The 21,700-nt window shown below is 72.6% G+C and carries 17 protein-coding genes; 8 read left to right on the top strand and 9 right to left on the bottom strand.

Annotated elements, in window-relative coordinates; genetic code table 11:
• Window positions 1-124 precede the first annotated feature (124 nt).
• Window positions 125-2,323 (bottom strand): RCC1 domain-containing protein, encoded by a 2,199-nt coding sequence (locus POL25_RS03545; RefSeq protein WP_272084385.1) that lies wholly within the window; start codon window positions 2,321-2,323, stop codon window positions 125-127.
• Window positions 2,324-2,448: 125 nt separating this feature from the next.
• On the opposite strand from POL25_RS03545, the gene POL25_RS03540 reads away from it, so the two are divergent.
• Window positions 2,449-3,270, top strand: a complete 822-nt coding sequence (locus POL25_RS03540; RefSeq protein WP_272084384.1) for a hypothetical protein — start codon at window positions 2,449-2,451, stop codon at window positions 3,268-3,270.
• Window positions 3,271-3,342: 72 nt separating this feature from the next.
• Here the strand turns inward: POL25_RS03540 and POL25_RS03535 are convergent, their stop codons facing one another.
• The 4 genes from POL25_RS03535 to POL25_RS03520 form a co-directional block, all read right to left on the bottom strand.
• Window positions 3,343-5,796 carry an aminotransferase class V-fold PLP-dependent enzyme gene (locus POL25_RS03535; RefSeq protein WP_272084383.1) on the bottom strand — a complete coding sequence of 818 codons (2,454 nt, stop codon included), beginning with the start codon at window positions 5,794-5,796 and terminating at the stop codon, window positions 3,343-3,345.
• 335 nt (window positions 5,797-6,131) lie between these two features.
• Complete coding sequence (locus POL25_RS44130) at window positions 6,132-7,418, bottom strand: c-type cytochrome (RefSeq protein WP_272084382.1); 1,287 nt, start codon at window positions 7,416-7,418, stop codon at window positions 6,132-6,134.
• On the bottom strand, window positions 7,400-8,068 hold the full coding sequence (locus POL25_RS03525; RefSeq protein ID WP_272084381.1) for a hypothetical protein: 669 nt from the start codon (window positions 8,066-8,068) through the stop codon (window positions 7,400-7,402). Before POL25_RS03525 ends, POL25_RS44130 begins: the two co-directional genes overlap by 19 nt.
• 200 nt (window positions 8,069-8,268) lie before the next feature.
• Complete coding sequence (locus POL25_RS03520) at window positions 8,269-8,907, bottom strand: outer membrane protein assembly factor BamD (protein ID WP_272084380.1); 639 nt, start codon at window positions 8,905-8,907, stop codon at window positions 8,269-8,271.
• Between the two features lie 196 nt (window positions 8,908-9,103).
• Here POL25_RS03520 and POL25_RS03515 point away from each other — a divergent pair, with 196 nt between their 5' ends.
• Window positions 9,104-9,643 (top strand): hypothetical protein, encoded by a 540-nt coding sequence (locus POL25_RS03515; protein ID WP_272084379.1) that lies wholly within the window; start codon window positions 9,104-9,106, stop codon window positions 9,641-9,643.
• Window positions 9,644-9,734: 91 nt separating this feature from the next.
• Here the strand turns inward: POL25_RS03515 and POL25_RS03510 are convergent, their stop codons facing one another.
• Together POL25_RS03510 and POL25_RS03505 are read right to left on the bottom strand one after the other, a co-directional pair.
• On the bottom strand, window positions 9,735-11,204 hold the full coding sequence (locus tag POL25_RS03510; RefSeq protein ID WP_272084378.1) for a hypothetical protein: 1,470 nt from the start codon (window positions 11,202-11,204) through the stop codon (window positions 9,735-9,737).
• Window positions 11,205-11,297: 93 nt separating this feature from the next.
• Complete coding sequence (locus tag POL25_RS03505) at window positions 11,298-11,870, bottom strand: hypothetical protein (RefSeq protein ID WP_272084377.1); 573 nt, start codon at window positions 11,868-11,870, stop codon at window positions 11,298-11,300.
• 62 nt (window positions 11,871-11,932) lie between these two features.
• Here POL25_RS03505 and POL25_RS44125 point away from each other — a divergent pair, with 62 nt between their 5' ends.
• From POL25_RS44125 to POL25_RS03475, 6 genes are all read left to right on the top strand, one after another.
• Entirely contained in the window at window positions 11,933-13,096 is a 1,164-nt protein-coding gene (locus POL25_RS44125; protein WP_272084376.1) for an outer membrane protein assembly factor BamB family protein, read from the top strand.
• A gap of 2 nt (window positions 13,097-13,098) precedes the next feature.
• A complete protein-coding gene (locus tag POL25_RS03495) occupies window positions 13,099-13,719 on the top strand; it encodes a hypothetical protein (protein WP_272084375.1) in 621 nt (206 codons plus the stop codon).
• A 47-nt stretch (window positions 13,720-13,766) separates the two neighbouring features.
• Window positions 13,767-15,272 (top strand): TIM44-like domain-containing protein, encoded by a 1,506-nt coding sequence (locus POL25_RS03490; RefSeq protein ID WP_272084374.1) that lies wholly within the window; start codon window positions 13,767-13,769, stop codon window positions 15,270-15,272.
• A 6-nt stretch (window positions 15,273-15,278) separates the two neighbouring features.
• Window positions 15,279-15,905 (top strand): DUF502 domain-containing protein, encoded by a 627-nt coding sequence (locus tag POL25_RS03485; RefSeq protein WP_272084373.1) that lies wholly within the window; start codon window positions 15,279-15,281, stop codon window positions 15,903-15,905.
• 318 nt (window positions 15,906-16,223) lie between these two features.
• A complete protein-coding gene (locus POL25_RS03480) occupies window positions 16,224-18,788 on the top strand; it encodes an FG-GAP repeat domain-containing protein (protein ID WP_272084372.1) in 2,565 nt (854 codons plus the stop codon).
• A 142-nt stretch (window positions 18,789-18,930) separates the two neighbouring features.
• Window positions 18,931-19,662, top strand: a complete 732-nt coding sequence (locus POL25_RS03475; RefSeq protein ID WP_272084371.1) for a class I SAM-dependent methyltransferase — start codon at window positions 18,931-18,933, stop codon at window positions 19,660-19,662.
• Window positions 19,663-19,926: 264 nt separating this feature from the next.
• Here the strand turns inward: POL25_RS03475 and POL25_RS03470 are convergent, their stop codons facing one another.
• Window positions 19,927-20,946, bottom strand: a complete 1,020-nt coding sequence (locus tag POL25_RS03470) for a hypothetical protein (protein WP_272084370.1) — start codon at window positions 20,944-20,946, stop codon at window positions 19,927-19,929.
• Window positions 20,947-21,015: 69 nt separating this feature from the next.
• Window positions 21,016-21,207, bottom strand: a complete 192-nt coding sequence (locus tag POL25_RS03465) for a hypothetical protein (RefSeq protein ID WP_272084369.1) — start codon at window positions 21,205-21,207, stop codon at window positions 21,016-21,018.
• Window positions 21,208-21,700: the final 493 nt, after the last annotated feature.

Here is a 21,700-nt window from a genome sequence, read left to right as displayed (position 1 = left end):
GCGTGCCATAATTTTCACCGCGCGAAGAGTCGAGCCGATCACGACTATCGCCCGGCGACGCTTCGGCTTTCAAGCTGCGCGAGCGCCGGTGCGGCGCCGCGTCGGCGCCGCAGCGACGTCGCGCTCACGGCAGCGCGATCACGCGCGGTGTGGTGACGACGTCCCACGTGCGCGTGATCGGTGGCGGGAGAGCCTGGCCCCAACACACGACGCGCTCGCCCTCGCCGGCGCACGCAGTCTGCGCGCCGACGGCGAGCAGCGATGCGGGGCCGAGGTCGACGCGCTGGGGCGTGAAGCGACGGCCCGCGGCCGCGCCGTCGCCCCAGCAGTGGATATCGTGCGCCTGTCCGATCGAACAGGTGGCGTCCTCGCCCGCCGCGATCGCGCGCACGCGACCGAGCTCGGCGACGCGGGTCGGGGTCGGGCGACCTGCCCGCGTGCCGTCGCCGAGCTGACCCATCAGACCGTCGCCCCAGCACACGACGTCGCCGCCGCGCCGCAAGGCGCAGGTGTGGAGGCGACCGGCCGCGAGCGCGACGGCGTCGTCGAGCCCGCGGACGGCGACGTCGGCGTCGCGGGACTCGGTGGTGCCGTCGCCGAGGCGACCGCTGTGGTTGGTGCCCCAACAGCGGACGCGGCCGGTCGTGTCGCGCGTGCATGCGTGCGCGGCGCCGACGGCGATCTCGACGGCGCCGGCGATCGTGCGCGCGTGGTCCAGCGGCTGGTCGGCGAAGGCGTGCCAGCACACCACCGCGCCGTCCCGCCGCAGGGCGCAGGTGCGGTGCTCGTGGACGGCGAGGTCGACGATGTCCGCGAGCCCGGCCACGGGGCCCGCGCGCGGTCGACTGCGGGCCTCGATCGGCGGCAGCGGCAGCGGTCCGCGATGTTCGTCGATCGGCTCGCCCCGCGGGACGCCGCGACCGGCCAGCTGGCCGAAGCTGTCGTCGCCCCAGCACATGACTGTTCCGCCATGTTCCAAAGCACAGGTGTGACGCGCGCCGACGACCAGCTCGCGCACGCGGCCGAGGCCGGGCACCGCGGTCGGGACGTCGCGGCGGTCGCGGGCGCCGTCGCCGAGCTGACCGTAGGTCCCGTCGCCCCAGCACCAGGCGCCGTCGGCGTTCCAGGCGCAGGCGTGGGAGTCGCCGACGGCGAGGCCGGCGGCGGCGAGGGCGTGCACGGTGGGGGCAGCAGCGGCGGTGGTGCGCTCGCCAGCCTGGGCGAATTCGTTGTAGCCCCAGCACACCAGGTCGCCGCGGGTGCGCCGGGCGCAGGCGTGCGCGGTGCCGGCGACGAGCTCGACGGCGTCGTCGAGGTCACGCACAGGCGAAGGACGATCGCGGGGGATCTGGCCGCCGTCGCCGAGCTGGCCGTCGCGATTGCCGCCCCAGCAGGCGACGCCGCCGGAGCGCCGGAGCGCGCAGGCGAATTGATCGCCGACGGCGGCGGCGGCGACGTCAGTGACGTCGGCGACCTCGGCGAGCCGCGGGCGGGCCATGGCGACCCCGTGGGGGCTGCGCGGCGGCTCGATCGCCGGCGGGCGGCCGTCACCGAGCTGTCCTTCGGAACCTGTCCCGATGCACAGGAGGCGATCGTCGCGGCCGACGGCGCACAGGTGGTCGACGCCGGCCGCGAGGCTGACGGCGCCGGCGAGCGCGGGCACTTCGGCGGGTTCGGTGCCGGCGCCGTCGCGCAGCGGATCGCGGCCCCAGCAGGTGACGAGGCCGTCGGCGAGGGCGCAGGCGAACGGCTCGCCGACGGCGATCGCGTCGGCGGTAGGGGCGCCGGGCACCGCGGCCGGGCGCACGATCGGCGCCGCGCCGGGGCCGGACTCGCCGCGGTCGTTGGAGCCCCAGCACAGGACCTTTCGGACAGGGTCGATCGCGCAGGTGTGAGAACCACCGGCGCCGATCGCCACGGCCCGCAGACCGGCGACGGGGCTCGGGCGCGGGCGGGTGCCGAGGAGGCCGTCGCCGAGCTGGCCGAGCGAACCATCGCCCCAGCACAGGACCTCGCCGCCGCGCCGCAGGGCGCAGGTGTGCCAGGTGCCCGCGGTGACGGCGACGACGTCGGCGAGGCCGGGCACGCGCGTGGGCTCGCTGCGATCGCTGCGGTCGCCGAGGCCGAGCTGACCGTGACCGCCGAAGCCCCAGCAGTACACCTCGCCGCGTTCGAGCGCGCAGGTGTGGCTGACGCCGAGCGCGAGCGTCGGACCCGGTGCGTCGCGGTCGCCGGGCGTGGACGGTGGATCCGCCGGCTCGCGCCCGCGGTCGGCGCAACCGGCCAGCAGGGCGAGGAGAGACCAGAGCGAGCGCGTCCGCATGCCGGCGACGATAGCGTAGGACGTGCGGGCGGGTGCGAGCGGGCGACGCCGGAGTCACAGGGTCGCATGTCCCTCGGGACATGTGGTCGGCGGCCGGCCGGCGCTGAACGTGGTATATTGACAGTATGAGGCTTCAGGGCGGACGCGCGCGGCTGGCAGGGTGCCTGATGGCCGCGAGCGGGTGCCTGATCGAGAACCCGGCCTACGACGGCGTGCCCGGGTCGACCCTCGGGACCGCGGTGGCGGGCTCGACGGCCGAGCCGACGACGATGCCGGAGCCCGGGACGAGCACGAGCACGAGCACGAGCACGAGCACGACGACGAGCACGAGCACGACCACCGGCTTCATCGGCGGCACCGACTCGAGCACGACCACGACGATCGCGCTGACCACCGACGACACGGACACGACCACCGGGGGGCCGCAGACCGCCGAGCTGCACCACTACGAGCCGGCCAACTGCGTCGAGCCGCTGTGGTGCTACGGCGCGGGCAACATCCTGAACGGGCTCGCCGGCGAGGTCCGCGGGGCGGAGTGCTACGACGCTCCGGTCGCCCCGCCGTTCCGCGTGCGCCGGATCGACTACACCCTGGTGGCGGCGACCGGCCAGGCGCGGGTCCGGTTCCAGATCCGCAGCGGCGATCTTCAGGAGGTCCTCTACACCTCCGAGACGCTCGGCCTGCCGGCCTCGAGCGGGTCGCTGCAGATCGCCGAGGCGCAGCAGCCGGTGATCGAGACGGGGCGCTTCTGCGTCGGCTTCGTCGGCGGCGATCAAAAGTCGACGGTCGGCTTCGGCGCGGACCCATCGTCGCTGCCGCCGCCGCAGCAGAGCCACTTCGGCTCCGACGCGTGCGACGAGCCGGGCCTGCGCGACGTCAACCTGTTCACGCCGAAGATCGACCCGTACGGTTCGTGGTGCCTGGGGGCCGAGATCGCGGCGCTGTGAGCGGGTGGCCCTCGGGGCATGTTCCCGGGGCCATGTCCCGCAGGGCATGGCCGATCGGGCATGTCCGAAGGTTCATGTCTGACAGGCGGCGTTGGCCTGGCTGACGGCGCTGGCCTCGGCCCGGCCGGGGGCCAGGCGCGCGCGCAGCTGGCCGAGGTCGCCCTGGAGGAACGGGTTCTGGCCGGCCTCCTCGCCGATGGTGCCGCGGCCGCGGCCCTCGAAGTCGTGTAGCGGCCACACCTCGGTGTGGGCGGGCAGCCCGCGCAGGCGCAGCAGGCTGGCGGCGAGGGCGGCCGGGTCGCCGGCGAGGTCGCAGCCGCCGGTGCCACCGAGCCACAAGGTGTCGCCGGTGAGCACGCGATCGGGCAAGAGGAGGCACAGGGAGTCGGGGGTGTGGCCGGGGGTGTGCCAGACCTCGAGCGCGAGGCCGCCGAGCGCGATGGAGTCGCCGTCGTCGAGCGGGCGATCGACGCAGGGAGCGGCGGCGGCCCGGTGCATGGCGATCTCGCAGCCGAGGAGGTCCTTGAGCCGCTTGGCGCCGGAGAGGTGATCGCCGTGGGTGTGGGTGTCGAGCACGAGCTCGAGGCGCAGGCCGTGGCGCTGCAGCTCGGCGAGGTAGCGGTCGACCTGGTCGCGCCGCGGATCGACGAGCATGGCGGCGCCGGTCTTGCGATCGGCGACCAGGTAGGAGCGCGTCGGGCCGCTCGGGTTGAGCTGGGCGAACAGCAGGGCGTCGCCAGGGTCGCCGTCGACGTGGGCGGGCGGGCTCGGAGCGTCGGCCTCCATCCAGCGGTCGTTGCAGCGGCCGGCGAATTCGGCGGTGACGCCGGCGGCGCGGACGCGGTAGCGGCCGACCCATCGCCTGTCCTGAAGGACAGCCACGCCCTCGAGCAGGCGGTCGACGTCGGCCTCGTCGTTGTAGAGGCCGAACGAGGCGCGCACGGCCCCGGGGGCGCTGCCGGGCTCGGGGGTGGCGCCGCCCTGGCTGGCGAGCAGGCGGTCGACGTGGACGTGGGCGCAGAAGCGACCGTTGCGGACGGCGATGCCGCGCTCCTCGCTGAGCACGGCGGCGGCCAGCGGATCGGAGACGCCGACGGCGTTGAAGCTGAGGACGCCGAGGCGGGCGTCGGGATCGGCGGGGCCGTAGAGGGTGACGCCGAGCGCCTGCATGCCGGCCATGGCCCGCCGCGTCAGCGCGAGCTCGTGCTGGCGCACGTGGGCCATGCCGATGCCGTCGAGGAAGCGCAGGGCCTCGGCGAGGGCGAGCACGCCGCCGATGTTGGGGGTGCCGCCCTGGTGGCGATCGGGGGCGCTGACATACTCGACGCTGTGCGGGCCGACGCGTGAGGCGGTGCCACCACCGGGCAGGTAGGGCGGGGCCGCGTCCATGATGCCGCGCGGGCCGTAGAGGAAGGCGGCGCCGAACGGGGCGTAGGCCTTGTGACCGGCGGCGGCGACGAAATCGAGGTGCTCGGGATCGCCGGCGGGCCTCACGTCGATGCGCTGGTGCGCGAGCAGCTGGGCGGCGTCGACGAGGATCAGCGCGCCGTGCTCGTGGGCGAGGCGGGCGATGGCGTGGATGTCGGGCATCCAGCCGGTGACGTTGCTGGCGCCGGTGACGGCGACCAGCTTGACCTGGTTGTGCCGCAACAGCTGGGCCAGGTGGTCCATGTCGAGGCGACCGTCAGGGGTGATCCGGGCGCGCAGGACGGGGCCGCGGTTGCGGTGCGGGAGGTCGTTGGAGTGGTGCTCGAGCTCGGTGACGATGACCTTGCCCGGCAGCGCGGCCATGACGTGGGCGGCGAGGTCGACGGCCTGGGTGGTGTTGCCGAGGAAGACCACGCAGTCGCGCTCGAGGTCGCCGCCGATGAAGTCGGAGACGACGTAGTAACACTCGTCGAAGTGCTCGGTGGCCTTGCGCGAGAGCAGGTGGGTGCCGCGGTGGATGTTGGCGTACTCGCCGGCCATGAAGCGGGCGTAGCGATCGAGGACCCGATCGGGGGCGTGGGTGGAGGCGGCGTGATCGAGGTAGAGGAGGGCCCGCTCGCCCTCGCCCATGACCGGGACCTGGCGGCCGACGATCGGGAAGGCGGCGCGGATGTCGGCCCAGGTCGGGGTGCGGACGCAGGCGGACGCCGCAGCGGCGCGCGCGGCGGCGCAAGCGGCGACCGGCAGACCGGCGGCCTGCCAGGCCAAGAGGCCGCCCTCGAGGTACTGGGCGCGGGTGTAGCCGAGCAGCTGCAAGACGTCGGCGACGAGCACGGCGCGGTGCCCGGAGGCGCAGACGACGACGATCGCGGCGTCGAGGTCGGGCAGGATGTCGGCGGCCAGCTTCTCGACGAGGCCGCGCGGGACGTGCACGGCGCCGGCGAGGGTGCCCGAGCCGGCGAATTCTTCAGGCTCGCGCACGTCGAGCACGACGCTGCGATCGCCGGTGGCGCCGCGCCGCGCCGCGAGCTCCGCGGCAGTGACCCCCGAGACGCGGGCGCGGACGCGATCGACGAGCTGGTGGTAGCTGAGGCGCATGCCAGGACGCTACCTGACGCCCGCCGCGGGTCCAAGGCGCGAGGCCGCCGACGCGCCGCCGCTGCAGGCTGCGGAGCGGAGTTCTGACCGGCCATGTGAGCGCGCTCGCCCGGCGGCGAGCTCGCCGCGCGGCGGCGAAGGCGGGCGCAAGCCCGACCGCGGCGGGGATGATAGGGAGGTGTCTCTAATCCATGGCTGCGAGCAGAGCCCGACGACGAGGTGTCCCGGAGGACATGGGTGTCGCCGATCGGGCGAAATTAGATGTCCGTTTGAACATGCTCCTTCGAGAATGTTCTTAAGGACATGTTTGAAGAGAAATGTCCCTTGCGCCAGGCTCACTGCGGCCGGCCCTGGGCGATCCAGGTGTCGACCAGCTGGATGTCGGCCAGCGGCACCGGCGTGAGGCCGAGCGGCATGCCGCGCTGCTCCGGCGCGCCGCCCTCGACCTCGGCGTGGCGCGCGAGCAGGTGGGCGACGATCCGCGGGGTCCCGTCGGCCAGCGGGGCGAACACGCTGCGCCGCTTGCCGTCGTCGCCGACGCTGCCCGAGCTGATGCCGGTGTAGGAGGCGAGGTCGAGCCGGCGCGGCGTGAAGCCGTAGCCGCCGCTGTTGCCCGGGCCGCCGTCGCCGCGGGCGAAGTCCGGATCGGAGTGGCAGTGCCAGCAGGTTTTTTTAAACACTTGGGCTTCGACCTCGGCCCAGGTGACGCGGCGGTCGAGCAAGGGGAGGCGCTGCACGGGCTTCGGAGCGGGCGGCGGCGCGAGCGGGACCTCGACGAGCCAGGCCGCGAGGGCGCGCGCGTCGGCCTCGGTGAGCGGGATCTGGGGCATCGGCGTGCCGGGCTTGTGCCGCGGCGGATCGATCAACCAGGCGACGAGCGCGGCGGGGCGCATGCGCTCGCGCGTGAACCGGAGGTCGGGGGCCTGGGCCAGGCCGCGCTGTAGCTGGGCGTCGTCGAGCGGGACGGGCAACCGGGGCGCGGGGGGGATGGTCGGGGCGCCGGTGAAGCGGTGGCACAGGGCGCACGACTTGAGGCCGAACAGCTCGCGGCCGCGCTCGAGATCGCCGGCGATCGGGGCGGCGGCCTCGGCGTCGGGGATGAGCGCGGCGGCCAGGTCGGCGGCCTCGGCTGTCCCGAGAGCCAGGCGCGGCATGGTCGTGTCGAGGCCGGGGCGCAGGTCGTGCGGGGCATGCAACCATGCGGCCAGCCAGGCCCGGCGGAAGCGATCGAGGCCGCGCAGCGCGGGGACGTCGGTGAGGTGGTGGATATGACCCTGCCACTCGCGCAGGGTCTCCGGCGGGGCCGGGAACCGGCCGGCGAGGATGTCCTGGTGACAGCGCACGCAGTGCTTCTCGAGCGGGGCCGGCTCACGGCCGGGGATGTCGTGGCAGCGTACGCACTCGAAGCGGTCGACGAGGAGCTGCCCGCGCGCGACGGCGGCGGGGTCGGCGGCCGGCTCGAGCACGGCCGCGGGGACGGCGGATGGCATGGCGGGGGCGGGGATGTCGACCGGGTCTTTTGGACCTGTCCCGCACGACATGAATAAAAGGACAGTCAGCGAAGCGACGGCGAGGCCGCGGGGCTGCGCGCCCGGGCCGGCGATCACAGGGTGACGTCGCACCGAACCCCCTTGGCCGCCTGCTGGCGGCAGCGTTCGAGGGCGACGGCCCCGGCTTCGAGCTCGCCGCGCTGACGGTGGAGCGCGGCGAGCACAGCCCAGCTCTGCGCGGTCGGCATGAGATCATGGTCGCCCAGATCCTTGAGCAAGCGGTAGGCCTCGGGGCGCGAATCCTCGACGAGCGCCAGCGCTTCGGCCAGAGCCCCCGTGTAGGCCGGGTCGTCGAGGGTGCGGCACTGGCCGAGCTCGCACGCGAGCTGGCCGGTCCTCGGCGAGATGTCGGCGCGCATCGCCGAGATCGCCCAGGTGATCGCGGCGCTGCGGTGCTCCTTGCGCTTGCCACCGAGGCCCGGGGCGATCGTCACGGCGCCGGCGCTGCGCGCCACCGCGAGGGCGAGCAGCTGGCGGGCCCGGTTGTGAACCCATGGATCGGCGCCCGCGACCGGCGAGGCCGACTCGGCGGCCGTCTTGACGGTACGACGCACCTGCGCGACGGCCTCGCCATGACGACCGCGCTCGATCGACCTGGCGGCCTGGTTCAACTCGTCATGCTCGGGGCCCCACAGGCCCTTGCCGCCGCAGGCGCGCGTGGACGCGGGAGAGAGGAGGGAGACCGTCGAGACGAGGATGACTGTGGCGATGGCTTTGCGCATGCGAAGAACCTGCTCCGCCGTGACGGCGGGCCTGTCGTGAGATGTTTTCTCTAATAGCGACATGTTCGAATGGACATGTCGCGCCGGGGAGCGGTGACCGGCGCTGGGCCAGGTCCCGTCGACGGCTTCAGGCGTGAGGAGCGAGATGTCTAACGGGACATGTCCAAAGAGTCATACATCGGCAACGCCGGTGCGGCGCGCTAGGCCTGCTCGGCGACTTCGCACTGCACGCCGCGCGCGTTCATCTGCAGGCAGCGCGCGACGGCCTGCTTGCTGCGCTCGACGTCGCCGTTCTGCTTGCTGAGCTCGGCGAGCAGGGCCCAGCCGTGGGCGGTCGGCATGAGGTCGCCGTCGCCGAGGCCCTTGAGCAGGTCGAAGGCCTCGGCGCGGCCGCTGGCCTGCCGGGCCAGAGCTTCGGCCAGCTCGGCGGTCTGCATGGGGCTCGGCTGCTCGCCGGCCTGCAGCCGCAGAGTGAGCACGGCCCAGGCGATCGCGGCGTCCTTGCGGCCCTGCGCGGGGCCGCCGAGGTCCATGCCGATCGGCACGTCGCCGCCGCTGCGCGCGACGGTGAGGGCGAGGATCCGCTGGGCGCGCGCGTGGAGGTGCGCGCCCGGTCCGGCACGGTGGGCGGCGATGGCCCGGTCGCCGAACACGTCGCGGACCGCCCCGACGGCCTTCTTGTACTGACCCTTGGCGAGCAGCTGTTCGGCGCGCTGGAGGTACTCCTGGGTGCGATCGACGACCCGCCGCACGCTGTTGCCGCAGGCGTCGGCGGCGTTCGGGAGGCTGACGACGAGGCCGGTGACGACGAGGGACAGGGCGAGCGCGAGTCGGGACATGCTGACCTCGAGGACAGGGTGGAAGAGACAGGTTCGTGAGCGAGCGCGAGGCCGGTCGGGGGAGCGGGCGCGATCGTGGCTACGCGCGAGCGAGCGGCGATCTTCCCTTCGCAGCTTCTGTTCGCATCTTCCCGCGATCCGCGAGAAACTCAAGGTCGTCGCCGGGCGTGGCCCGGTTCGCCCTGGAGGAGGATCGATGTCGCGCTCGCGCCCCTGCACCTTGCTCTGCCTGTGGCTCGTCGCCTGCACCGCGCCGGAGCCCGCTCCGCAGCCGACAGCGAAGCCCGAGGCGCAGCCCGCAGCGAAGCCCGCCCCCGAAGTGGTGCCGCCGACCTTGCCGGCGAGGGTCGAGGCGCCCGCGCCGACGCCCGAACCCGCGCCGCCGGTCGCGGTCGCCGACGGGAACACGGGCGTGCCGGCCTGCGACGCCTACGCCGATCGCTACCGGACCTGCATCGCCGACAAGCTGCCCGCGGACAGCCGCGAGGCCCACGCGCGGGTACTCAAGGCCCAGATGGCGGCCTGGCTGGCCGCAGGGGCCGACGCGAAGCTGACGCCCGCGCTCGACGGCGAGTGCACGGCGGCGGCCGTGGCCGCGCGCGCGAGCACACGGGTGTTCGGCTGCGTGTGGCGCGACGGCGACGCCCCCGAGCCCGAGCTGCCCAGGGCCGGCAAAGTCCAGCCCGAGGTGGTCCACACGTCCCGCCGGATCGATCCGGACCTGATCGACTACTGAGAGTCGCTTTCGGGACATGCCCGAAGGGGCATGTCCCTGGAGACCTGTCCGGGAGCGCATGCCTCGTGGGGCATGTCCTCGGGGACAGGCTTCAGATCGCGTCCTTGAGGGCGATGGCGATCCCGACCACGGCGAGGCACATCTCGTCGAGGGTCTCCTCGCCGAGGCGGACGTCCTTGGGCGCGTCCAGACCCTGCTGGGCCAGCGCCTGGACCACGAACGGGTTCGACATGCTGTTGTTGTAGGTGCAGCGCAGGTACAGCTGGTCGCCGGCGGTGACCTGCGGGACGGCGTCGAGCGCGGCGTCGTAGCTGTAGGTGCGCTGCCAGTTGAAGTCCCAGCGCGGGGTCTGCAGCAGGCACTCCTCGGCGGGCTCGTCACCGTCGGGGCTCGGGCGCTGGAGGCCGACCAGCATGTCGGTGCCGACGTAGTGCATGTGCGTGCCGACGGCGAACACGCGCAGCGGCGGGACGTCGTCGAGCTTGAACAGCATCTGCTCGACGTGGTTCTCGACGCCGGCGGGGATCCGGAACTCCGGGTAGCCCTTGTCGTCGTGCTCGCTCGGCAGCAGCTGCGGGCCCTCGCTGTTGCCGATCAGCGCCAGCATGCCGACGAACTCGGGCACGGTGTCGTGGATCCGCAGGTCGAGCGAGGTGTCGCTGTCGAGCTCGGGCTTGCCGGTCGGGTGGTAGTGGACCTGCATGACGATCCGCGAGCCGGCGGCGACCCGCGAGGCGACCTTGGGCGGCATCTCGAACGGGGTCATGCCGGGAGCCCAGGCGGCGATCAGGTTGGCGGTGTTGATGCCGGGGCCGCCGAAACACGGGTAGTAGCCGTCCTCGTTGACCTTGTCGGCCGAGGCGCCGCTCTCGTCGACGTAGGCCAGCACGTGGTGGACGACCTGCGGGTTGCCGGCGCTGATCTGGACGGCGTCGATCCAGGTGTCGTCCTCGAAGCCGGGGTCGAGGCTGAAGCAGAGGAACAGGTCCTTGTCGCCGTCGACCGACACGGGGGTCGGGATGGCGACGCGCACGTCGGCGTCGTTCAGCGCGACCTCGGGCGGCTCGGGCAGCGGCGCAGCGGTGGCCGGGTCGCCCTCCGGCGCGCCCTGGTCGACCCACGCGCGCAGCAGCTCGAGCTCGTCGTCGCTGAGCCGCGGGTCGTCCTGCCAGCCGTGGCGCGGCCGACAGTCGGCTGTCTCATCGGCCAGGAACGGGGGCATGGTGCCGCGCTCGACCGCGTCGAGGGCAGGGGTAGCGAACGGCTTGGCGGCCTCGTAGCTGGTCAGCGAGAACGGGGCGATGCCGCCGTCGCTGTGGCAGCCGCTGCATTTCTGCACGAAGATCGGGGCGATGTTTTGATGCCAGGTGACGGGCTCGGCCTCGGGCGCGTCGGTGGTGGTCGGCGCGGTGGTGCCGGTCGTGCTCGCGGTGGTGGCTTCGGTGCCGGCGTCGGCGGTCTCGCTGGCGCTCTCGAGGCCGGGGCCCGGGTCGCTGCAGCCGATCGTCGTCACGCACGCCAGCACGACCGCCGCAGGTCCGCACATCTTCTGGATGAACATCGTCCGTCGACCCTCTCCGGGCCTGGGCCCGCGAGATCGAGGGTTACTTCAGCGGCGACGAATTGTCACGGAACGAAAGGTCACGGCTGCGCGTCAGTCTTCGACCTCGACCTGGATGCTGGCGAGGGTCCACGTGTTCTGGCCGTGGTTGTGCAGGTGGAACACCACCGGCTCGCCGGCCGCGAGCGCGAAGTCGGCGACGAGGTCGATGTCGTAGACCATGGCCTTGCCGGGGATCTCGACCTCGCGCTCGAGCACCACGTGGTCGCCGATCATGATCACGGCGTGCGCGGTCGCGGGCTCGGCGGCGACGAGGTCGAAGTGGTAGAGGTTCAGCGAGATCTGCGCTCCGGGCACGATCTCGCGGAGCGTCGGCTGGGTGAACGCGCCGTAGTTGCAGCCGCCGGTGTTGACCTCGAAGCCGGTGACCTCGACCAGCCAGCCGGCGCCGAGCGGGCACTCGACGCTGGCCGGTCGGTGGTCCGGCAGCGGGTCGGCGTCGGCCCCGAGCTGCAGCCACAGCTGCGGCTTCACGAGGTCGACCATGGTACCGTCGATCTCGACGACCGAGCCGGTGCTGGCGGAGCCGCCGTCACTGCCGGGGCCGCCGGCGTCGCCGCACCCGGCCGCCAGCGCGCACGCGAAAAAGAGCCGACGAGAGGTCACGCGGGGACGATAGGGGGTCGCGGCGAGGCTGTCACGCGGGAGGTTGCGCTACAGTGCGGCCGGTGCGACGAAAGGCCCGCCGCGGGAGCGCCCTCGCGCTCGTGATCGTCCTCGCGGCGTGTCGCCGCGGCGATCCGTCGCGCTCGCCCGGCGAGGCCGCGACTTCGGCCCCTCCGGCGGGCCCCGGCGCGGCGAAGGCGAGTACCGGTCCTTTGGGACAGGTCGTGACGATCGGCGGCGAGGCGCTGCCGCCCGCGCTGGCGCGGCGGCGGGCCGAGGGGGTGGCGGCGATGGACGGCGGTCGCCACGACCTGGCGCGCCAGGCGTTCGCCGAGGTGCTCGACGCGGCGCCCGACAACCTGGCGACGCAGGCGCTGTTCGACGCGGCGACGGAGGCGTTGCTGGTTACGCAGGCGCGGGTCAGCGAGTGGTTCGCGGGCAGCACGGCGACCGTGCTGCCGGCGCCGCCGTGGGCCCAGGTGACGAAGAGACCGGCGCCGATCGAGGCCGGTCCGCCGCCGACGCTGACGCTGGTGTCGGAGCGGACCGACGCGAGCGGCGACGCCGAGTGGTTGACGCGCAACGGCCTGGCGCTGCCGGAGTACGCGGTGCCAAATCCGATGCGCGGCGACCCGGGCGCGCTGCCGCCGACGATCCCGCCGACGTTCGGCAAGTTCCTGCTGGTCCAGGCGATCCACCAGGACGGCTTCAACATTTTGTTCTACGGGGCCGATTACGCGGGCGGGCGGCTGGTCGCGGTCCAGCGCGAGGACACCGCGGAGATCGTGGCGCTGTTCGACTTCGAGGCCTACGCGCTCCCGCCAGGGACGGCCGCGGGCGAGCGGACGAGCGCGGCTCAGCGCGCGACCTGGGCCGCGATCGCCGGCCCGGTGCTGCTGGTCGGCCACGCCCATGCCGCGGAGGCGCGGGGCGATGACGGCTTCATCACCGCGCTCGACGTGGACAGCGGCGAGCTGCTGTGGCGCAGCGCGCCGCGGGTGGCCAACGCGGCCGACTTCGTGGTCCACCGCGGCCACGTCTACAGCGGCCACGGGACCGCGGGCGGGCCCGGGCAGCTCTACGTGCTCGACGCGACGACCGGCAAGACGGTGAGCACGACGCCGCTGCGGCGCGGGCCGGACTACCTGTTCCTCGAGGCAGGTCGTCTGCGGGTCCGCGGCGGCGGCACCGACTACGTGTTCGAGCTGCGCGACGGAGGAGGCTGACGATGGCAGGGTTCTTCGCCGACGACGGGAAGGGCGCGCTGCGCCGGGCGATCGAGGCGTTCGAGGCGGGGACCTCGGCGGAGCTGGTGATCGCGGTGCGGCCGACGTCCGAGCGCTACGCCCACGTGCCGGCGCTGGTCGGCGGGCTGGCGGCGACGGTGACGCTGGCGTTCCTGCTGTACGGCGAGCCGGCGTTCGGGCTGCACTGGTTCTTGATCGATCCGCTGCTGGCCGGGCTGGTGGCGGCGTGGCTGGTCCGCCACGCGCACGCGCTGGCCCGGCTGCTGACGCCGCGCGCGTGGCGGGACGAGGCGGTGCTGCGCGCGGCCAAGGCCGGGTTCCTCGACCACGGGGTGATGGAGACCCGCGGTCGCACGGGGGTGTTCGTGTACGTGTCGCTGACCGAGCGGGCGGCGGTGGTCCTGGCCGACCGCGGGGTCCGCCGCGAGGTCCCGCGCGCGCCGTGGGACCAGGCGGTCGCCGGGCTGCAGGCCGCCGTGGCCGCGGGGGCGCGCGCGAGCGAGCTGGCGCCGCACCTGCAAGCCCTGGGGGCGCTGTGCGCCGACGCGCTGCCGCGCGGCGAGGACGACGTCAACGAGCTGCCCGACGAGGTGCTGGCATGAAGGACATGTCGCAAGGGACATGCTCTCGGGGGCATGGCGCGAAGGGCATGTCCTGGCGGACATGGTCCAGGGGCCTGGCGATCGCGGCGGCGGCGGTGCTGTTGGCGCTGGCGGCCGAGGCGGCGGCGCGCCCGGGCGGCGGCCACGGCTACTCCGGCGGGGGCAGCAGCGGCGGCGGCGGCTTCAGCGGGGGCAGCAGCGGCGGCGGCGACGGCGGGGTGATCCTCTACTTGCTGGTGCGGCTGGTGTTCGAGGTGCCGCAGCTCGGGGTGCCGCTGCTGGTCATCGTCGGCGTGGTCGTCTACTTCCACTACCGCAGCGATCGGAAGCGTCAGGCCGAGGAGACGTGGGACAGCGCGCCGACGACGGCGACCCACGCGGGTCGCCGCGGCGACCTGGCGGCGATCCGTCGCCTCGATCCGGACTTCTCGCCGGTGCTGTTCGCCGACTTCGTCTACGCGCTGTACGCCCGCGCCCAGGGGGCCCGCGGCGACGCGCGGGCGATGGAGGCGCTGGCGCCCTACGTCGGGCCCGAGACCCGCAGGACGCTGATGAAGCGCGAGCCGACCGGGGCGCCGATCCGCGGGGTCGTGATCGGCTCGATGCAGGTCGAGAAGGTCCAGCTGCCGGCGACGCCCGACGGGATGATCGAGGTCGAGGTCGCGTTCGAGGCCAACTACAGCGCCGCGCTGCCCGACGGCGAGCGCGGGTTCTACGTGCGCGAGGCGTGGCGGCTGCAGCGGCGCGCCGACGCCAGGAGCCGCACGCCGGAGACGGTGACGGCGCTCGGCTGCCCCAACTGCGGGGCGCCGTTCGAGCGCAGCGACAGCGGCGCGTGCCGCTTCTGCGGCCAGCAGGTCGAGGGCGGGCGGTTCGACTGGTCGGTCCATCACGTGCGCGTGCTCAGGCTCGAGTCGCGCCCGCCGCCGCTGACGCACCACGCGGAGGAGGTCGGCACCGATGACCGCACGCTGTTCATGCCCGGCATCCAGCAGGCCCACGCGGCCCTGATCGCCGAGGACCCGTCGACCTCGCCCGAGCGCATCGACCAGCGCGTGCGCACGATCCACGCCGAGCTCAACGCCGGCTGGACCGCGCTCGACCTCCGCCGCGTGCGGCCGTTCGTGTCCGACTCGCTGTTCAACTACCTGCAGTACTGGATCGACGCCTACCGGGCCCAGGGCCTGCGCAACGTGCTCGCGGGCACGCAGGTGCTGCGGCTGGTGATCGTCAAGCTCGAGCGCGACCGCTGGTACGACGCGCTGACGGTGCGCGTGTGGGCCCGCGGCCTCGACTACACGGCGCGCATGAACGGGGATCACGTGTCGGGCAGCGCCAAGTACCCGCGCACGTACAGCGAGTACTGGACGCTGATCCGCGGGGCGAAGGTCCGCGGCAAGCCGGCCGCGGACGCGAACTGCCCCAACTGCGGGGCGCCGCTCGACCGCGTCTCCATGGCCGGCGCGTGCGAGTACTGCGGCGCTCACCTGACGCGCGGCGAGTTCGACTGGGTGCTCAGCAAGATCGAGCAGGACGAGGCCTACGCCGGATGAATCGAGATGATCGCGGACGCCAAGAACTTCGCCCGTAATACCTTCCTCGCCGGGGTCTTCGCCGCGATCCCGCTCGTCGTCACGGTGTTCGTGCTGTGGTACGTCGACCACCTCACGCGCGACCCGCTCAAAGAATGGGTCGGGCTCGACGTGCCGTTCGCGGGCGTGGCTCTGGCCCTGGTCGGGATCTTCGCGCTCGGCCTGCTGGTGCGCAGCCTGATCGGCCGCTACCTGTTGGCGGCGATCGATCGCCTGCTGCTGCGCGTGCCGGTGCTGGCCGAGCTTTACAAGGCGTGGAAGCAGATCTCGCTGACGCCCGGCGGGAGCAGCGGCATCTACTCCAAGGTCGTGCTGGTCCGCCTCGACGGCGACGCGTGGCACCTCGCGTTCACCAGCGGCGAGCCCATCGGCGCCGGCACCGACGCGGTCTGTGTGTTCGTGCCGACCACGCCGAACCCGATGGTCGGCCGGGTCCTGTTCGTGCCGCTGTCGCGGTGCCGGCCGACCTCGCTGGCGGTCGACGAGGTGTTCAAGTTCCTGCTGTCGGGCGGCAATTACGTGCCCGAAGAGGTCGCTGTCGCGACGCGCGGCGAGGCGGTGGCGAGCCCTCCGCCGCTGGTGCCCGGCGCATAGATCATGGCGATCGAACCTTTCGTCGTGGTCAGCGACGCGGCTGCAGATCTGCGTCTGGAGGCGTTTACGGGCAGATCTCGGGCGAATGCGACGTCTGCACGATCGCCGTCGCGGCTGCCGGTGGTGTCACGCCGCGGCCCTCGAGGTGAATAAAAGTCACGCTGCGGCGAAAGCCGCGCGAGGGCTCGTACGCGCGGAGGGCATGATCCAAATGTCGCGCTCGGCCATCCGTCCGGCCCAGCGACGTGGTCCCGCGGCCGCGAAAAAATGCTGATTTGTTGCGTGGTCCGGGGCCGCTCAGTATGGCTAAATATCCACATGAACACGTACTTAGCGCGTTATTGGGCACTCTCCGGCCTTGCGCTGCTCAGCCCCGCGCTGGCCGCGTGCGGCGACGCCACCAACGTCGCAACGGGCACGGACACCGACACGTCGACCGGTGACACCAGCACCAGCCCGACGACTTCGACGACCGCCCCGAGCACGGACACGACCCCGACGACCGAGGTCACCGACTCGGGCATGACGGCGTCCGGCACGACGACGACTTCGACCACGGTCGAGCCGACGTCGACCACGAGCACGACGGTCGACACGACCACCGATGGCACGACGTCGACCTCGACGGGGCCGGTGGGCGAGACCCTCGACATGTGCATGACGATCCTCTGCGGCGAGCCGGCCCAGTGCTGCGCTGCCGCTGAAGAGTGCGTCGACGGAGCCTGCCTGCCCGAGTGCCTGAGCGGCATCCGCTGCGGCGAGGACAAGTCGATCTGCTGCGACGAGGGCGCGGTGTGCCTCGGTGACGTGTGCGAGCAGCCGGCGGGAGAATGCGCCGACTCGTACGACTGCGACCCGGGCTTCTACTGCGAGCCGCTGTTCGGTCAGTGCCTGCCGCAGCCCGACCCGCTCGACTGCGAGGTCGTGCCGACGTTCGACGACATCGATGTCCAGCTCGAGTGGGCGTGGACCGCCAACGAGGTCATCACGCTGCCCGTGATCGCCGACGTCGACGGCGACGGCGTGCCCGACGTGGTCGTCAACACGACCCGCATCGACAACATGCCCGGCAGCTACCCGCTCGGCGAGATCGTGCTGATCGACGGCGCGACCGGGCAGGAGAAGTGGCGCATCAGCCACAACCCGGCGATGATGAAGTTCGGCTCGCACGGCCGCGCCTCGGTCGCGGTCGCCGACGTGAGCGGCGACGGCCTGCCCGACATCATCTACGCCGGCCGCGAGGAGGGGAACAACCACATCTCCCCGGTCCACGCGGTCGACGGCATGGGCGCGCTGCTGTGGACGGCCCGCACCTCGAACAACGCGGTGGCCAAGGTCCGCATCGAGAACGCCGCCGCGGCGGTGGTCAACCTCGACAACGACCCCGAGGCCGAGATCGCGTTCGGCGGCACCATCTTCGACGACGACGGCCTGATGGTGTGGAACCAGCCGTGGGGCCCGAACAACCAGCCGTGGGGGGCGATGTACGGCACGCCGATGAACGGCAACACGCCGATCTACCCCGGCGGCGTGGCGACCTTCGCCGACCTCGACGGCGACAACAAGGCCGAGCTCATCACCGGCCGCGACGCGTGGAAGATCGAGTGGGTGCCCGGTAACCCGCCGTCGGTGACGATGACCCTGTTCTGGTCCAACAAGACCAACCCGGGCCCCAGCCACAACAACGACGGCTGGCCGTCGGTCGCCGACCTCGACGGCGACGGCAAGCCCGAGGTGGTGCTGGTCGCCTGGCCGGCGATCCGCGTCATCAACGGCCAGACCGGTACGCTGTGGTGCGGCGTCGATCCGACCGACGCGATGTGCCAGCAGAACCCGGCTCTGCGGACCCAGCCGATCCAGATCAAGGGCGCGAACCTCGGCGGCCCGGCGACCATCGCCGACTTCGACGGCGACGGTCGCCCCGAGGCCGGCGTCGCCGGCGGCGTGGCCTACGCGGTCTACGACTTCAACCGCTCGGGCGAGACGGTGGTCAAGCTGCCCGCCGACCCGGCGCCGGTGGCCGGGGCGATGTACGCCCGCTGGACCGCTGCGATCCAGGACAACTCGTCGGCCGCCACGGGCTCGTCGGTGTTCGACTTCCAGGGCGACGGCAAGGCCGAGGTCGCGTACCAGGACGAGTGCTTCGCCCGCGTGTACGACGGCGCGACCGGGGCGGTGCAGCTGCAGATCATGAACTCGAGCGCGACGATCCACGAGTACCCGCTCGTGGCCGACATCGACGGCGACGGCAACTCCGAGTTCGTGGTGGTCGCCAACTTCGCCGAGGCCAAGAACGTCACCGACTGCCAGGCCAAGACGCCGGGCTTCACCGCGCGCAAGGGCGTGTTCGTGTACGGCGCCGGCGGTGACAACTGGGTCCCGACCCGCCGGGTCTGGACGCAGCACACCTACCACGTGACCGACGCCGACTCGGCCGGCAACCCGCCGATGACCGAGGAGGCCAACTGGGCGTCGCCGGGCCTGAACAACTTCCGCCAGAACGTGCAGGGCGAGGGTGTGTTCAACGCGGTCGACCTGACCATCTCGCTGGCGGCCGACCTCAACAAGTGCTCCGACGAGCTCGTGCTGGTGGCGACCATCTACAACGAGGGCGCGCTCGGCATCACGTCCGGCATCGATGTCTCGTTCTACGAGGGCGTCGACAACACGGGCGTGAAGCTCGGCACCAAGCCGACCGCGGCGTCGCTGCTGCCCGGCGCTTCGACGCAGCTGACCTGGACCGTCCCCGGCCCGACGAAGAACAACAAGAAGAACTTCTTCGTCGAGATCGATCCGGGCATCAACAACGGCCTGGTCCAGGAGTGCAGGGAAGACAACAACGGCGCGCTCGTGACCGAGGCGTTCTGCCCCGAGGCAGGCTAGTCGTCCTCGCGTGAGCCCGAGCGGGCCGGTCGGCGCAGCGCCGATCGGCCCGTCGTCGTTTCGGTGACGCTCCGGTGGCAGATTCGTCGAGCGGGCGGCGCGCGCTTTACAAGCGCGGGGCTGGTTGCTACGTAGATTCGCCTTGGATCGCAGCGCCTACGACAAGCTGTTCGAGCTCGAGAAGCGCCACTTCTGGCGGATCGGCCGGCGCGGCGTGATCCTCGACGTGCTGGCGCGCTGGGCCCCGGACGGGCCGCTGCGGCTGCTCGACGTCGGCGGCGCGTGCTCGCTGGTGTCGCAGGAGATGACGCGCTTCGGCGAGGTGACAGTGATCGAGCCCGACCTGCCGACCGCCGAGTTCGCGGCCCGCGAGCTCGGCCTCGACGTGCGCCCGGGCAGCCTGCCCGACGACCTGCCGGTCGAGGGCCAGTTCGACGTGGTGACGCTGTTCGACGTGCTCGAGCACATCGACGACGAGGAGCCGGCCATGGCCGCGGTGGCCCGCCTGGTCCGCCCCGGGGGGCTCCTGGTGGTGACGGTGCCGGCGCTGCCGATGCTGTGGAGCGACCACGACGTGGCGGTGCACCACCGCCGCCGCTACACCAAGGCGACGCTGCGGCCGGTGCTGGAGCGCGCGGGCTTCCGTCTGGAGCGGCTCTCGTACCACACCTGCCTGCTGTTCCCGCTCGTGTTCGCCCAGCGCGTGGCGAGCCGCCTGCGCGGTCTCAAGGCCAGGCCCGAGTACGACGTGAAGGTCCCGGCCGCGCCGATCAACCAGGCGCTGCTGGCGGTGATGGAGGCCGAGCGCCGGCTGCTGCGTCGCGTCGACCTGCCGATCGGCTCGTCGCTGGTGGCGGTCGCGTTCCGCGAGTGAGCGTGGTCGCATGGTCGCCGGGACATGCCTTCAGGGGCATGTCTGCGAGGACATGTTGTTGAGGGCATGTGCCGAGAGACATGCTGTCTGCCGGCGCTCCTGCGGCGGTGGGCGAGCCGGACGAGGACGGCCGGGTCTGCCGCTCTGCCGGGGACCTCGAATGCACCCGCGAGGGGGTCTGTCGGCGCCTCGGCGGGCCGGTTAAATGCGAAGAGCGCGACGATGGCTCGTCGCGCTCTGCTGCGGCCCGGGGGGGCCGGCCCGTCAGAAGCGGGCGGTGAGGGTCAGCTGGCCGCCGCCGAGGCGGCCGCCGGCGTTGACGTTGGTGTTCTTGGCCACGCGGACGCCGTACTCGTTGAGCACGCGGTTGCGGTACTTGTCGCGGTGGTACTGCACGGTGCCGACGATGCCCATGATGAGGCCGAGGCCCTGCAACGAGCCGGACACGGCCAGCGAGAAGTCGTCGGTGGCGTACTTGGCCTGCTCCATCGCCAGGAACGGGCCGACGACCGGGATGAACATGTTCTCGGCCAGGTCACGACAGCGGCCGGGCTTGTTCATGCCGGGGCAGCGGTCGTAGAGGTCGGCCGCGTTGCTGGCGGTGATGAGGTACGAGACGCCGAACAGCACCCAACCGGTGACCATCAGGCCCTTGCGCGGCGGGGGCGGGCGCTTGAGCACCGGCGGCGGAGCGGCGTGCGACGGCCGCGAGACCACGCGGGTGACGATCCGCGGCGGGGGCGGAGGCGGGGCGTAGCGCGTCTGCGGGTAGCGCTGCTGCGGCGGGGCCACGTACACCGGCGGCTGCGTGGTGCGGGTGGAGGTGGTGACCGTCGGCGTCGTGTTCGAGCTGCTGTTCGAGTTGGTGTTGGTCGCGATGTCGGCGCTGCTGGTCGGCGAGGCGTTGCCCTGCGGCTGGGCCTGGACCTGGATCTGCGGCTGCACGAGCACCTGGATCTGCGGCTGCATGATCGTGCTGCCGGGCGGCACGACGAGCGGAGCAGCACCCGGCGCAGCGAGGGTCTGGCTCTGGCTCTGCGGCCCGGCGACGCTGCCCGGCGGCGTGGCCTGGGTCTGCGCGCCCGGGGCCTGGACTTGGGTGTTCACCGGGGCGACCGGCGTTTGCCCGGGGATGGGCTGAGCGAGGGACTCGCCGCCGGGGTCCTGCAGGCCGAGGAGCGGCACGCTGCGCGCGTAGGGCGACGCGACGGCGACCGACGGCATCAACAGCGACGCGGCGAAAAGGGGAGTGGCGACGGAGACGAGCAGACGAGACCGCAACATGACGTGGCTACCTCGAACGGGATGGCTTCTAGATTGGCAGATGCTCCACGTGCCGACCAGTCGGAAAAGTCAAATATTCCGACCCGCGTCGGTCGCCCGGCGCGACAATTCCCCGTCCGCGATCGGACGCGCCCCGGCGCGCCGTGGACTGCGCGAGAGGCGGCCTACCGGCCCGCTGTGCTGCGGGAAACGTCGTTCGAACTCGAGCCTGGGGTCGACGATCGACAGCGCGAGTTCGGCGCCATGGGTGGGGATGGTCATTGGCTACGCATCACCTGCACGCGCCGGTCCGGTCGCAAACGATTGGAATGACAGCCGGCGAGGCAGCGTCGGGCGAGGCGTCCAGTGGCCGGCGATGCGATTTGCGACGCTCGCCTGTCACACTCGCACGCCGCCGGTCGGGCCGCTCCGACGGGGATCCCCTTTCGCCGCTCCAGTCGGCGGAGCCGAGAGCCGGGGTCGCGGTCTGCGTGGCGGTCGCTCGTCGCGGGCGGAAGCCCGTCGCAAATGTCATCCGTCGCGCAAGGTCGACGGGTCGGCCGTGAGTTGGTCGAGCGCAGCGCGCGGGGACGAGCCGGCCGAGCGCGGGTTCAGGCGGGCGATCGAGAGCGGCCCGCCATCGAGGCGTGAAAGCTCCCGAACCGGCGCTGGAGTGGCGCGCGGCCAGCAGCGGGATCTGCCCGAGCTCGGTGGCCGCGATCACCTCGGCGCTTCGCGGTGGCGCTGTGACAGGAGGAGATGACGGCAGTGCGGA

This window comes from Nannocystis bainbridge (assembly GCF_028368995.1).
In the GTDB taxonomy this organism is placed as follows: domain Bacteria; phylum Myxococcota_A; class Polyangia; order Nannocystales; family Nannocystaceae; genus Nannocystis; species Nannocystis bainbridge.
Note: the sequence above shows the minus strand (reverse complement) of the source record. Positions and strands in the feature narration are given on the sequence as shown.